The organism is Glycocaulis alkaliphilus (assembly GCF_004000605.1).
GTDB classification, from domain to species: domain Bacteria; phylum Pseudomonadota; class Alphaproteobacteria; order Caulobacterales; family Maricaulaceae; genus Glycocaulis; species Glycocaulis alkaliphilus.
The window spans coordinates 408,190-422,205 of the sequence record NZ_CP018911.1 but is presented as its reverse complement, the minus strand read 5'-3'; the positions used below and the strand labels follow the sequence as shown (position 1 = coordinate 422,205).

Sequence of the window (14,016 nt, the reverse complement as noted above, 5' to 3'; positions counted from 1 at the left end):
GCTTGCGGCGTTAAGTGTCTTTTGTGCCGCCCGAAAAGCCATGATCGAAAAAGGGTTATTAATGTCCAGCCAACCTGCCGCCTCCCCCGTTGCCGCCGCCACGCTGGAAGCCCGCCGCGAGGAAGCCCGTATATGGTTTGAAGGCCTGCGAGACCGCATCTGTGCAGCGTTTGAGGCCCTGGAAGATGAAGCGCCCGCTGATCTCTACCCTGGCGAGCCTGGCCGGTTCGAGCTGACGCCGTGGAAGCGCGGCAATGGCAGCGAAGACCTTGGCGGCGGCGTGATGGGCATGATGCGCGGGCGGCTGTTTGAGAAGGTCGGGGTCCATTGCTCCACCGTCTACGGAAGCTTCTCGCCGGAGTTTGCCAAGCATGTGCGCGGTGCAGCCGAAGATCCGCGCTTTTTCGCCACCGGCATCTCGCTCATCGCCCATATGCGCAATCCGCATGTGCCCGCCGTTCACATGAATACGCGCTTCATTACCACGACGGTCAGCTGGTTTGGCGGCGGCATGGACCTCAACCCGACGCAGGACTATCAGCGCCGCGAGGATTTCGAGGATGCGAAGGACTTCCACGCTGCGGCGAAGGATGCCTGCGACACCCACGACCCGGCCTATTTCGAGAAGTACAAAAAATGGTGCGACGAGTATTTCTGGCTGAAGCATCGCTCCGAGCCGCGCGGCGTCGGCGGGATTTTCTACGACCATCTCGATAGCGGAAACCACGACGCGGATTTTGCCTTCACCCGCGATGTGGGCGAGGCGTTCCTGGAGATCTATCCGGAGATCGTGGCCCGGCGCATGGATACACCCTGGAGCGACGCTGATCGTGAAGAACAGCTGATCCGGCGCGGGCGCTATGCCGAGTTCAACCTGCTTTACGACCGGGGCACGAAGTTTGGCCTGGAAACGGGTGGCAATGTGACGTCGATCCTGTCATCCATGCCGCCGGAGGCGAAATGGCCGTAAGGCATACCAGACGTCAGCCGAGAAGGCCGTACTGCGCGGCCATGAGGCCGGCATAGAAGGATAGTGCCATCGCTCCGCCGAGGATGAGGACGCGTACGGCCCACTGGCTGATACGGCGCATCATTTCGGCGCGCTGCGCCTCACGTACCCTGAAATCGACAAAGCCGGAAAGCCGCCCGCCGCTGCTTTCGGTGCGCAGGTCCGGCTTGTCAGCGCCCGCCGCGTAAACGCCAAGGCGCGCCATCAGGTCCACGACCATGCGCGCCACCACCTCGTCTTCAACCAGCAGCTCGTACCTGGCACCGCGCGGCGCACCGACAATGCGCGCATATTCCTCCGCCTCGCTCTCTGACGGTCCCATCAGAACAAGCCGCGCGAGAAACTCGGCCAGCGGCGCGCGCTCCAGCATGGCCTTGCGGTCGGCCGCGCCGGGCAAGGCGCGCGGCAGGTCATGGCCGGAAATCATATATTCGCTTAGCTTGCGCAGCCGCCACGCCGCTGCCTCGGGCGAGAGCTCGCGGGTATGGGCGGTGCTGTGGGAAGGGCCTGCCCCTTCTGCGGTCCGCGCCCGGCCCTGCGCAGGACGCCGGCCAGACTTGTACTTGACGAACGGGCCCAGAATGGAGCCACGAAACGCCTCGGCGCAAATGTCGAAAGCGGCCCGCGCAACGTCCACGGCCTTGCGGTAGCCGACTTCTGTCAGCGCAGGGTCCGTGACCAGCAGGCGGTCCGCCGTAGCCAATTTGGCCGCCGCCTTTTTCAGCTTCTCGCGAATTTCTTCCCGGCGGGCCTCTGCCCCCGGCGGCAAGGGCGCCAGCGCCGTGCTTTCCTCGCCCACCACATAGTTTTCGCCCAGGCGCGCATTGAGCTGACGGCGCAAGGCTTCGTCCGTTTCCGACCACAGGGAATGCAACACCGAATCGAAAGGATTGTCCCGGTCGGCAGGCCATGCCTCGCGGCGCCAGCACCCCATGACCAGCATCCAGGGCGAGCGGCCATTGGCGAGGCGCGAATTGAGATCGCGTGCAAACTCGGTCTTCACGCTATCGGCCAGCGCCGCATAGTGCATCTCGACATAGTCCATCAGCAGCACGCACGACCACATCGCAAAGCGGTCGGCACCGATCGGCTCGCCGTCGGGCGGCTGGATGGACTGGGACGCATCAGGCGTGGTCGGCGGCATCAGCCAGTCGAGGCTGGGGCGGCGGATCACACCGGCCAGCGGATTGGCGACCTGTTCATACAGATCGGCCAGCGCGAGACGCGGGCCATCAGGCAATGTCCCTGCGCCCCGTCCGCCAAGACTTTGGGTTACGGCCACCCGGACCTGATGCCGCAGCACCAGTTCGCGCGTGACGTGTTCGTTAGCCTTAACGCTGCCAATCTCGCCGCGGCGCTGATTGAGGAAACGCTCGACCGCATCATAATCGTGCAGCTGAAGCTGATCGTCATAGAGACCGGAGCCGATCCGGTACTGAAAGCGCCGGGAGAACACGTCCATCAGGACTCTCCTGGCTGCTGCGCGATGGCCAGAAGGTCAGCGCGGCCGAGGACAAAATCGCTTTCCACCCAGCGGGCTTCGAGCGCTTTCAACGTGCGGCCGAGCGCCGGGCCGCGTTCAAGACCAATGGCCAGCAGGTCGGCAGCCTTCAGCGGAAAGGCGGGACGCTGCCAGCGGCTGACGGCATCAAGATCGCGTGAGAGCACATCGCGGCGCCCCTCGCCACGTGCGGCGGCCAGCAGGAGCTGGTCCTCCACCGCCTGACGTCCCTGTTCGTAAAGAGCGGCGCGCAGCGCCACGCGGTCCATGCCGGGGTGAACGCCCACGCGCCGGACGGCGGCATGAAGCCGCGTCCGTTCGGCGTTTGACACCTTCATGGTGCCGCAGAGCGCGTCTACCCTCATAGCGTCTCCCCCCGCGAGGAGCGCCGCCACCCTCAATAGCGGATCGGGCGGGCAGAACTCCTGCGCTTGCAGGGAGTGTAAGCTTAAGAAAAGCTTTAAGTCGATACGTTCCGGCAATACTTCGTTAAGAACGTTGCCTTCCTGCATCGCTTCCAGCACCTCTCTGGGGTCAGGCGCCGCGAGCAGTTTTTTCAGCTCCAGCCAGACGCGCTCAGCCGATAGCTGGCCAAGACCCGCCTTCAGGGCAAGGCACGCCGCATGGCCCTCAGGATCGAGCGGAGTGCGGGCATACCAGGCGTGGAAACGGTAGAAGCGCAGTATGCGCAGATAGTCTTCCGTGATGCGCTCGCCGGGCTCGCCGATAAAGCGGATACGCCCCGCCATGGCATCGTCTATCCCGCCAACAGGGTCGAAAAGCTGTCCGTCACGATCTGCATAGATGGCATTGAGGCGGAAATCGCGCCGGGCGGCGTCATCGCTCCAGTCCGTCGAAAACGCGACAACCGCGCGGCGGCCATCGGTAGCGACATCCTTGCGCAGCGTCGTAACCTCAAAGCCCCGCTTGCCGGATACCGCCGTGACAGTGCCATGATCAATGCCGGTGGGTATGGCCTTAAGGCCCGCAGCTTCAAGGGCGGCGACCGTCTGCGGCGGCGTCAGCACGGTGGCGATATCGGTGTCGCTCACCGGCGCCCCTAGCAAGGCATTGCGCACGCAGCCGCCGACATAGCGGGCGCCACCGGGCGCCGCTGCCAGCAGCGCGTCCATGACCGCGAGCCCGGCCGGATCCCTCAGCCAGTCATGATCTTCCGGCCTTAGCCGGTCAGCCACGCGCCCCATCCCCGGCTGGCTCCTGTTCCTCCTCCGGCGGCGCTTCGCGGCGCTGCTCTACCGGATCGATGCGGCCGGGCACCACGCGCCCGCCTTCCAGCGCGGGCGGACGGAACTGGCCCGTCTGGGCGCCGCCGCCAAAGGCCGTCCCGATGGCGAGCGCGAGAATCCCGGTGATCGCAAGGCCTGCGCCCACCAGAGCCAGCACTTGCAAGGGCGGGGGCGGCAGGTCGCGTGCCTCGCCATTCTCTCCTTCGCCCGCGGCTGAACGCGCCGCCTTGATGCCGCGCCAAGTGTAATAGCCCGCAAAGGGGAGAAGAAAGAGGACGGCAATCGTCAGAAGAAAGCGCATGTCTGGTGACCACCTTTAGCGGAACGCGTTGAACCTGTCGGCCAGCGCCTTGAGGAGTCCGGCCGTCGCCCCCCAGATATAGCGCCCCTCATGGGGCATGGCGTAATAGCGGCGCAGCTGACCGGCAAACATGCGCTCTTCGAGCACATGGTTGGCGGGATTCATCAGAAAGTCGAACGGCGTTTCAAAGATTTCCGCAACTTCACCCGGATCGGCGCGAAACCGAGCGCGGGCGTCAACCAGGCCCACAAAGGGGGTAATCTGGAACCCGGTGACGGTCTCATAGGGGTCAAACCGGCCGATGAGCCGGACCCGGCTGCGTGGCAGTCCGATTTCTTCTTCGGTTTCCCGTAACGCCGCATCGGCCGCTCCCTCACCGAGGTTTAGACGTCCGCCGGGAAAGCTGATCTGGCCGGCATGCGAGGAGAGATGATCGGCTCGCCGGGTCAGCACGACACTCAGCCCGGTTTCGCGCATGACCAGCGGGGCCAGCACCGCCGCCGGACGCAAGGCCCGTCCGGTCGGCGAGGGCGTTCCGTTCAGATCACCATCGCCGCGAGCGGGCACAGGCGGCGAACCCTCAACCGGGTCGAGCGCCCGGCTGAGACGCTCCACAAGGCTATTCAAATGGTACGGATCGTCCAGCATCATCTCCGGTCCAGCGGCACGAACACACCGTCACTCCACACGCCTGTGGCCTTGCGGCCATCGGGTGCCTGCCCCTCAACGGCCAGATTGGCCATCTCGTAGAAGACAGGCCGGGTCAGCAGGGCTTCCAGCCGCCCGCGCACATGGACATAGGGCTCTGGCTCGCCGTCTTCGCCAAAGGCAATGCGCAAGGGATGCTCAGGCCCGGCAATGATGGTCTCGTCATGATCGGTCGTGAAAACGAGCTTCTGCTCTGCCCCCTCGCCCAGCGCATCGACGCGCACGGCGAGGAAGTGCCCTGCCTCCACCTCGATACGTATCTTTTCAACCGGGGTGACGAGATAGGTCTCGCCATCCTCGTCCTTGCGCAAGATACGCGCAAACAGGCGCACCAGCGCCTCGCGGCCAATGCGCGTGCCCTCATGCCACCAGCTGCCATCGCGGCGGATGACCATGTCCATCTCGCCGCAATACTCCGGATGCCAGCGCTCGACCGGCGGCAGACCCTTGCCGGAGCCGCGCGCCGCCTCGATCAGCGACTGCATTCCATCCGTCTCTGTGCGCTGTGAACCCATGGACACCTCAAGCTTCAGCGGGGCATGCTGCACCTTGGGGCTACAGCAATGCGAACCAAGGACATAGGCTCATGACCGCGCCGAAGGAAGATGTCACCCAGCTTGCCGCCAGCGCCGATGCCGCTACAGCGCGTCTGGCAGAGGTCCGCGCCTCGATAGCCCGCTCCATATTCGGCCTTGAAGAGGTGGTAGAGCAAGCCTTGTGCGTCCTGCTCTCTGGCGGGCACGGGCTGCTGGTCGGCGCCCCGGGCCTTGCCAAGACGCGCCTCGTACACACGCTGGCTGTCGTTACCGGGCTTGATGACAAGCGCGTGCAGTTCACGCCCGACCTGATGCCAGCCGATATTCTGGGCTCTGAGGTGCTCGACGAGGATGCCAGCGGGAAGCGCTCTTTCCGCTTCATCCCTGGCCCTGTCTTCACCCGCCTGCTGATGGCCGACGAGATCAACCGGGCCAGCCCGCGCACGCAAGCCGCGCTATTGCAGGCCATGCAGGAAGGCTTCGTCACCGTTGCGGGTGTACGCCACGATTTGCCCAAGCCCTTCCACGTACTGGCCACGCAAAACCCGATCGAGCAGGAGGGCACCTATCCGCTGCCCGAAGCCCAGCTTGACCGTTTCACCATGCAGATTGACGTGCCCTATCCCAGCCGCGAGGCCGAACGGGCCATATTGATCGCGACCACAGGCGCCGCTGAAGACAGCGCCGTGCCGGTTCTCGACGCGCAGGAGCTTGCCGGCTTGCAGACACTGGTACGGGCCATGCCTGTCGGGGAGCAGACGCTCAACGCCATTCTGGACCTTCTGGAACGCGCGCGCCCGGACGGGTCTGCGGACGCTGAAGTCGCTGAAGCCGTGGCATGGGGTCCAGGACCGCGTGCCGGACAGGCGCTGATGCTGGCGGTACGCGCCAGAGCGCTTCTGCAGGGGCGTCTTGCCCCCTCCACCGAAGACGTGGCAGCGCTGGCCGGACCAGTCCTCAAACACCGCATGGCACTGACATTTGCGGCGCGGGCCGACGGGCTGAATGTCGACCGGCTGATTGCACGCCTCGCCGCCAAGGCGGCCTGACGGGCACTGGCATGAAGCTGCGAAACGAACTGCCTACTCTCTTTCCTCCCCCGTTTACGGGGGAGGTGTCAGCGAAGCTGACGGAGGGGGGATGAATGCGTGAAAAGGAAACCCGTTCACGTCCCTTGGCTCGCGTTCTTCGCAAAAAGCTGACGAATGCAGAGACCATTCTCTGGTCCAGACTGCGCGGACGCCACCTCAATGGATGGTTGTTTCGCAGACAGCACCCGATTGGTCCCTATGTGGCCGATTTTGCGTGTGTGAAGGCAAAGCTCATCGTGGAAGTGGATGGTGCGACGCACACCCGTCTTCGAGAGCAAGCCCATGATCTGGAAAGGACCACTTACCTCCAAAGCCAGGGCTGGCAGGTCCTGCGCTTCTGGAACCCGGACATTTACGACAACCTGCATGGTGTCATGGACGCGGTTCTGGCAGCTCTCCCCCCCTCGGCCCTGACGGGCCACTCCCCCCGTGAACGGGGGGAGAAAGAGGTCTGCGCAGCAAAGAGCCAGCCATGACCGTGCGACACACCCAGACCCTGCGCCGGGCCGCCGAACAGGCGGCTGCGCCGTTTCCGGCTCTCCTCGCCGAGGCCGAACGCATTGCCGCAAGCGTGGCATTGGGTACGCATGGCCGCCGCACGCCGGGCCATGGCGAGACTTTCTGGGAGTATCGCCGCCACCGCACCGAAGACGGCGCGCAGGCCGTGGACTGGCGGCGCTCGGCCCGCGGCCAGCATCTCTTCGTGCGCGAAACCGAATGGGAAGCTGCCAACGCCGTCTATCTATGGCGCGATGGATCGCCCGGCATGGCGGTGAGCTCAAAAAGCCTGCCCCTGAAGAAGGACCGGGCTGCCGTTTGCCTGATGGCACTGGCATCGCTACTGGTGCGCGGCGGCGAACGCATTGCGGCCCTTGGAGAAACCGGGCGGGCACGCGCCGGGCGTTCAGGCCTTGATATTGCCGCGCGGGCACTGGCTGAGGGCACAGGCGCGGCCAGATCGGTCGAGCAGGCCGACATAGTGCGTCATGCGCGTATCGTGCTGGCCAGCGACTTTCTTGATCCGCCAGAGACCTGGGGGTCGCGCCTTGCCCGGCTGAATGCCAGCGGTGCGAGCGGTATCCTGTTGCGCATTATCGATCCGGCAGAGGAAGATTTCCCGTTTGCCGGGCGCACGCGCTTTGCCGAGCCGTCCGGGCGCAGCGCGCCGCTCGTGCTGGGCCGGGCGGAGGATGCGCGCGACAGCTACCGGCAAGTCTGGGCCGAGCATGGCGGCGGGCTGGCAGCCATGGCGCGCAAGGCGGGCTGGCCACTTCTCACGCACCGCACGGACAGGCCGGCAGGTACAGCCGTTCTGGCGCTCCATCAGGCGCTCGCCCCCAGCATCATGGAGCGGGGGTGATGCTCAGCCTTGGACCGATCGGATTTGCGGCGCCCTGGGCGCTGGCAGCACTGATAGCCCTGCCGCTGCTATGGCTGCTTCTGCGCGCGACGCCGCCTGCGCCGCGCCACGTTGTGTTTGCACCCTTGCGCCTGTTGCAACGCCTCGCCCAGACGCCGCAAACGCCCCAAAGCGCGCCCTGGTGGCTGATCCTGTTCCGCCTGCTGGCCGCTGCCATCATCATTCTGGCTCTGGCCCAGCCGGTCTGGCGCCCCGCCGACACGTTGCCTGGCGACGCGCCCCTTCTGCTGGTCGTTGATAATGGCTGGCAAAGCGCGGATGGCTGGCCGCGCACACTCGCGCAGGCACGCGCCTATGCTGAGGCAGCGTCCGCTGACGGCCGGCAGGCCGCGCTGCTTCTGACCGCCAATACCCAGCCGCCTGAATTTGCCGAGGCCAGCCAGACACTTTCCCGGCTTGAAGCGGCCCGCCCGCAAGCCTGGGTCCCTGATCGCGCGGGCGCACGGGCCGCGCTTGAAGCTGCGCTGGAGAGCGGCAGCGCGCCGGCGCGCTTCGAGACACGCTGGCTGAGTGATGGCATTGCCAGCGAGGACGACAATGCGTTTGCCCGCGCGCTTTCCGAACGTGGCCGGCTGACACTCAGCCTGCCCGGCGCGCAAGACCAGGTGATCGCACTCACCGGCGTCAGCGCATCGGCAGACGGGTTTGAGGCGCGTCTGTTGAGATCAGGCAGCGGCGCAGCCCGCGAGATTGATGTCAGCGCCATCGGCCAGGACGGGCAGGTTATCGCCCGCGCGCAGGCCCGCTTTGAGGAGGGTGCCAGCACCGCGAGCGCATCGGCGCGCCTGCCGCTGGATTTGCGCAACCGGGTGCGCTCTGTGCGGCTGGAAGGCATCAATTCAGCAGGCGGCGTCCATTTGCTCGACGATAGCTGGCAGCGCCCGCGCATCGCCCTGATCGAGCCGGAAGGCGGGGACAACCGTCAGCCGCTCCTCTCCGATCTGCACTATGCGCAGCAGGCCCTCTCCGCCCACGCCGAGCTGGTGCGCGGTCCGCTGGAGCGGGTACTCGAAGACGAACCCTCCGGCCTTGTGATGGTGGATGCTGCGCGCATCGAAGACCCGGCTGTCGCAGAGTTTGTCGAAGCCGGCGGCTTGCTGATCCGCTTTGCCGGGCCACGCCTGGCCGCGCGCAGCGATGATATGCTGCCTGTGCAGCTACGCGCAGGTGGCAGGCTGCTGGGCGGGGCGCTGAACTGGGAAGAGCCGCAGCGCATCGCCCCGTTTGCCGATGACAGCCCGTTTGCCGGTCTCTCCGTCAGCGAGGATGCCAGCATTCGCAGCCAGGTACTGGCCCAGCCGGAAGCCGATCTCGACCGGCGCGTATGGGCGCGCCTTGAAGACGGCACACCGCTGGTCACGGCAGACCGGCGGGGCGAGGGCTGGATCGTCCTGTTCCACGTCACGGCAGGGCCGGACTGGTCGGACCTGCCGCTGACCGGCACCTTCCCGGCCATGCTGCGCCGGGTGATCGCGCTGGCCGAAGGCGCTGGAGCGGGCGGCGCGGGCAGTGATGGCAGCTGGCAGATTGAACGCGCACTGGACGGGTCTGGCCGCCTTGGCGCACCCACAGGCCAGACACGCGCCATACCGGCAGATGAATTTGCGTCCGCCTTGCCGGCCGCTGATACGCCGCCCGGCATCTGGCAGCTAGGCGCGGCCAGCGCGGCGCTGAATGCTACCGGGCCTGACACCCGCCTTGATCCGGTCGCCCGCAACCTGCCGGGCGCACTTTACGAATTTCGCGACGGGCTGCGTGAACAACGCCTTGCAGGGCCTCTCCTGACACTGGCCCTCCTCATGCTGCTGGCCGATACCATCATCGCGCTGGCCTTTGCCGGGCGCCTACCGGCCTTGCGCAGCTCGCGGACCGTTGCGGGCCTGGGCGTCATGCTGGCCCTGTCTGTGACCGTCCCGCCGCCGCTTGAGGCGCAACAGGGCGATGCGCCGGACACGCCCCCGACCGACATAGCCGAGGCGCTGGACCGCGCTCTGGTGGTGCGGTTTGGCTATATACTTACCGGCAATGCGGAAACAGACCGGATCAGCGAGGCCGGGCTGGCTTCACTGTCTTCAGAAGTGACACGCCGCAGTTCCATCGAGCCGGAAGCCCCGCGCGGCATCAATCCGGACGAGGACGAGCTGATCTTCTTCCCGCTCATCTACTGGCCCGTCAGCGCTGATGCACGCCCCGTTTCAGAGGCGGCAGCGGCCAATATCAACACCTATCTGCGCTCCGGCGGGATGATCATATTCGATACGCGTGATGGCGGGGCCGGCACGCGCGGCGGCGCGCATCCCGGCCTGGAGCAGGTGATGCAAGGGCTGGAGATACCCGCCCTTGCGCGTCTGGACGCAGAGCATGTGCTGGGCCGTACCTTCTACCTCCTTCGCGGTCTGCCGGGACGGCTGGCCGGCGGCGATGTCTGGGTGGAATCAAACCCTGACGGCACCGCGCGCGACGGGGTGTCGGGCGTCATTATCGGATCAGCGGACTGGGCGGGGGCCTGGGCGCGCGGCGATAATGGTATTCCCCTCCTGCCCGTCGAAGGCGGCGAGCGCCAGCGCGAGATGGCCTACAGGGTCGGCGTAAACCTCGCCATGTACGCCCTTACCGGCAATTACAAGACCGATCAGGTGCATGTGCCGGCCATCCTTGAACGCCTCGGACAGGGAGGGCAGCGCAATATGCCGCGTCCGCTGGAACCATGAGCGCGTCAAGCCTGGTCCTCGCCCCGCTGGTATCGCAATGGATTCTCACTGCGCTATGCATCGCGCTCATAGCGGCCTCCGCCTTTGCCGCTTGGCGGGGCCTCAAAGGATGGGTCTGGCGCACGCTGGCCGGGCTCGCCGTTCTGGCAGCACTCGCCAATCCGGCACTGGTGCGCGAGATACGTGATCCTTTAAGCGATATTCTTCTGGTGGTGCGTGACAATTCAGCCTCGATGGAGATCGGCAACCGGGCAGCCAATGCGGCAGCCGCCAGCCAGTCACTGCGGGCCTTCGCTGACGCCGATGACGGGCTGGACCTGATTGAGGTGGAAGGCGGCGCCACGCCCGATGGCACGCGCCTGATCGACACGCTTCGCAGCGGGCTTGGCGATATTCCCAGAAACCGGCTGGCAGGCATCGTCATGCTGTCGGAGGGACAGGTGCATGATGTGCCGTCCGATCCAGCGTCACTGGGCCTTGATGCGCCCTTGCACCATTTCGCCATTGGCGATCCGCGCGCGACGGACCGGCGCCTGATCGTGGAGGAAGCCCCGAGGTTCGGGATTGTCGGCGAGCCGGTACGCTTCCGCCTGCGGGTGGAGGATGAGGGGGCACCGGCGGGAACCGCCATGCTGACCCTGCGCCTTGATGGCGGTGACCCGATCCGGGCGCGCGCCACAATCGGCGAGACGGTCACGGTAGAGGCGCTTGTCCAGAACCGGGGCGCGAACGTGATCGAGATGGAAGTGGAGCCCGGCCCTAACGAGCTCTCCCTCATCAATAACCGCGCGGCGGTGAGCGTTACCGGCGTGCGTGACCGTCTACGTGTGCTGCTTGTGACCGGCGAACCGCATAATGGTGCGCGGGCCTGGCGCAACCTGCTGAAGTCCGACCCGTCGGTCGATCTCGTTCACTTCACCATTCTGCGTCCGCTGGACCGGGGCGATGGCGCCCTGCCTGAAGAGCTGGCGCTCATTGCCTTCCCGGTCTTCGAGCTGTTCGAGCTGCGCCTGCACGAGTTTGATCTGGTGATTTTCGACCGCTACCGGCGGCGCGGGATTCTGCCCGCCAACTATTTCCAGAATATCGCGCGCTATGTAGATCAGGGCGGTGCCCTCCTTATCACTGCCGGGCCGGACTATGCCGGTGAGGAATCCATCGCCCGGTCGCTGCTGGCGAGCGTCCTGCCCGCCCGTCCCACAGGGGCTGTGCGCGAGGGTGCCTTCCGCCCGCGCATTTCCACCGCCGGCGAGCGCCACCCGGTAACGGCGCCCATGCGCGGACAGGAAGAGGGCTGGGGCCGCTGGTACCGTTATGTGGGCGGGCAGGCACTGGCAGGCGAAACCCTGCTGGATACGCCCTCTGGCGAGCCGCTTCTGGTGCTGTCACGGCAGGGAGAGGGACGGGCGGCCATCCTGCTCTCCGACCAGTCCTGGCTATGGGCGCGCGGGCATGATGGCGGCGGGCCGCATGACGAGCTGTTCCGCCGCGTTGCGCACTGGCTGATGAACGAGCCGGAGCTGGACGAGGAGCGCCTGACGGCCGCGCTGTCCGACGGGACACTGAACGTGACGCGCACAACGCTCAGCGATGACGCACCTGATCTCGACATCACATGGCCTTCGGGGCGCGAGGAGAGCGTGGCAATGGAAGAGGCAGGCCCTGGCCGCTTCACCGCGAGCGCGGAAACCGGCAATGAGGCCGGGCTGATCCGCCTGCGTTCGGGCGACGCCACCACCGTCATCTCTGCAGGGCCGCTCAATCCGCGCGAATACATGGATCTGCGTGTCACACGCGAGGCACTGGCCCCGCTGGTGCGGGCAACGCGCGGCGGCAGCTTCATGCTGGGCGGCGCTGAAACTCCGCAAATGCCATCTCTGCGCCGCACCCGGCCGGATGGCCTGCAGGCCGGGCCCGGCTGGGCCGGCCTGCAGCGCAATGGCGCCTATACGGTGGCGGAGTCGCAGCGCACGCCGCTGGCACCCGGCCTGCTGATTGCGGCGCTCATTCTGGCGCTTCTGGGCGCTGGCTGGTGGCGCGAGGGCAAGTAGGGCGCGCGGGTCATGCTTGCCCCCGTCCAAGCCGCCGCCTAACGTACTGATATGGCTGCAAACGAACCGGCTCCCTTCTCCACTGAGTGGACCTCCGCGCTGATCGAGCGGGCGCAAGGCGTGCTGATGGAGGCACGTGACGCCTTCATCACGCCCGAGATCGGTCTGCAGACGATAGTGATCGTGGTCGCTTTCGGTGTGAGCTGGCTTTTGCGCGCGCCGGTGCGTACCGCGCTGGAGCGCGCCTTTGGCTGGCAGTTCATGTCGCGGGTCAACACCACCACGCGTGACCTCGTCCTGTCGCTTATCCTGCCTGTCATCGCCTTCCTCATCCTCACCCTGACACGCATCGGGTTTGACCAGGCGGGCCTTGGCTCCTTTGCCATCAATCTGGCTGCGAGCCTCACCGGCGCCTGGGTGCTGATCCGCATCCTGACCGCCTTCATTGCCGAACCTTTCTGGTCGCGCACCGCCGCCACCCTGATCTGGTTTGTGGCGGCGCTGAACATTGTCGGTCTTCTGGCACCGCTTCTGGGGCTTCTGGCATCGGTCGGGTTTGATGTCGGCGACAGCCGCATCTCACTTCTGACCGTCGTACGCGCCGCGATATTGCTCGTCGTGCTCTACTGGGTTGCCAGCCGCATATCGAAGCTGCTCGCGGCGCGGGTGGAGCAGGTCCCGACCCTGACACCGTCCGCGCGCCTGCTCATCACCAAGAGCGTGCAGATTGCGCTGCTGGTCGTGGTGGTGGCAGCGGCGCTCTCGATTGCAGGCGTCGACCTGTCGGCACTGGCGATCTTCTCAGGCGCGGTGGGCCTGGGCATCGGGTTTGGCCTGCAGAAGATATTCTCCAACCTGATTTCCGGGCTGATCCTCCTGATGGACCGCTCGGTGAAGCCCGGCGATGTCATCACGCTGGACGAGACCTATGGCCGGGTAAATGCGCTCGGCATGCGCTTTGCCAGTGTGGTGACGCGTGACGGTCTGGAACACCTCATCCCCAACGAGGAGTTTATCACCACCAAGGTGATCAACTGGTCGTTCTCCGATGAAGCGGTCCGCATCAAGAAGCCGGTCGGCGTCGCCTACGGAACGGATGTGCCACACGCCATGCAGGTGATCGTGGATGCCGCCAATTCGGTCGAGCGCGTACTGAACAAGCCGGAGACCCGCTGCCTCTTGCGCGGGTTTGGCGACAACTCGATTGATCTGGAAGTGCGCTTCTGGATCGCCGACCCGCAGCAGGGCGTGAACAATGTCTCGTCGGAAGTGCTGCTGGCGATCTGGAAAGCGTTTCAGGCCGAAGGCATCCAGTTCCCCTTCCCGCAGCGCGATGTGCATCTGGATGCACGCGGGCCGGTGCGCGTACAGATCGAGAAGGGCGAGGGGTAGGTTTCTTGCTTGTGAAACCCCGGAACCGCAAAGCGGTATCCGGGGCCTG

The 14,016-nt window shown here is 65.8% G+C and carries 12 protein-coding genes; 7 read left to right on the top strand and 5 right to left on the bottom strand.

The window, feature by feature from the left end; translation table 11 throughout:
- The first annotated feature begins 61 nt into the window (after window positions 1-61).
- Window positions 62-970, top strand: a complete 909-nt coding sequence (hemF, locus tag X907_RS02035; RefSeq protein WP_233352482.1) for an oxygen-dependent coproporphyrinogen oxidase — start codon at window positions 62-64, stop codon at window positions 968-970.
- 13 nt (window positions 971-983) lie between these two features.
- On the opposite strand, the gene X907_RS02030 is transcribed toward hemF, so the two are convergent.
- The 5 genes from X907_RS02030 to X907_RS02010 are packed head-to-tail and all read right to left on the bottom strand — an operon-like array spanning window position 984 to window position 5,251.
- Window positions 984-2,471, bottom strand: a complete 1,488-nt coding sequence (locus tag X907_RS02030; protein ID WP_127565397.1) for a hypothetical protein — start codon at window positions 2,469-2,471, stop codon at window positions 984-986.
- Complete coding sequence (locus tag X907_RS02025) at window positions 2,471-3,715, bottom strand: CCA tRNA nucleotidyltransferase (protein ID WP_127565396.1); 1,245 nt, start codon at window positions 3,713-3,715, stop codon at window positions 2,471-2,473. The genes X907_RS02030 and X907_RS02025 overlap by 1 nt, the downstream gene beginning before the upstream one ends.
- Window positions 3,699-4,058 carry a hypothetical protein gene (locus X907_RS02020; protein WP_127565395.1) on the bottom strand — a complete coding sequence of 120 codons (360 nt, stop codon included), beginning with the start codon at window positions 4,056-4,058 and terminating at the stop codon, window positions 3,699-3,701. Before X907_RS02020 ends, X907_RS02025 begins: the two co-directional genes overlap by 17 nt.
- A gap of 15 nt (window positions 4,059-4,073) precedes the next feature.
- On the bottom strand, window positions 4,074-4,706 hold the full coding sequence (locus tag X907_RS02015) for an NUDIX hydrolase (protein WP_127565394.1): 633 nt from the start codon (window positions 4,704-4,706) through the stop codon (window positions 4,074-4,076).
- Window positions 4,706-5,251 carry a DUF1285 domain-containing protein gene (locus X907_RS02010; RefSeq protein ID WP_127565393.1) on the bottom strand — a complete coding sequence of 182 codons (546 nt, stop codon included), beginning with the start codon at window positions 5,249-5,251 and terminating at the stop codon, window positions 4,706-4,708. Before X907_RS02010 ends, X907_RS02015 begins: the two co-directional genes overlap by 1 nt.
- Window positions 5,252-5,352: 101 nt before the next feature.
- Here X907_RS02010 and X907_RS02005 point away from each other — a divergent pair, with 101 nt between their 5' ends.
- From X907_RS02005 to X907_RS01980, 6 genes are all read left to right on the top strand, one after another.
- Window positions 5,353-6,351, top strand: coding sequence for an AAA family ATPase (locus X907_RS02005; RefSeq protein ID WP_127565392.1), 999 nt, complete (start codon window positions 5,353-5,355; stop codon window positions 6,349-6,351).
- A gap of 95 nt (window positions 6,352-6,446) precedes the next feature.
- Window positions 6,447-6,869, top strand: a complete 423-nt coding sequence (locus X907_RS02000; RefSeq protein WP_127565391.1) for an endonuclease domain-containing protein — start codon at window positions 6,447-6,449, stop codon at window positions 6,867-6,869.
- On the top strand, window positions 6,866-7,753 hold the full coding sequence (locus tag X907_RS01995; protein ID WP_127565390.1) for a DUF58 domain-containing protein: 888 nt from the start codon (window positions 6,866-6,868) through the stop codon (window positions 7,751-7,753). The genes X907_RS02000 and X907_RS01995 overlap by 4 nt, the downstream gene beginning before the upstream one ends.
- Entirely contained in the window at window positions 7,753-10,524 is a 2,772-nt protein-coding gene (locus X907_RS01990) for a DUF4159 domain-containing protein (RefSeq protein ID WP_127565389.1), read from the top strand. The genes X907_RS01995 and X907_RS01990 overlap by 1 nt, the downstream gene beginning before the upstream one ends.
- Window positions 10,521-12,575 (top strand): hypothetical protein, encoded by a 2,055-nt coding sequence (locus X907_RS01985; RefSeq protein ID WP_127565388.1) that lies wholly within the window; start codon window positions 10,521-10,523, stop codon window positions 12,573-12,575. The genes X907_RS01990 and X907_RS01985 overlap by 4 nt, the downstream gene beginning before the upstream one ends.
- 51 nt (window positions 12,576-12,626) lie before the next feature.
- Window positions 12,627-13,967: a mechanosensitive ion channel family protein gene (locus tag X907_RS01980; protein ID WP_127565387.1), complete on the top strand. Its 1,341-nt coding sequence runs from the start codon at window positions 12,627-12,629 to the stop codon at window positions 13,965-13,967.
- Window positions 13,968-14,016: the final 49 nt, after the last annotated feature.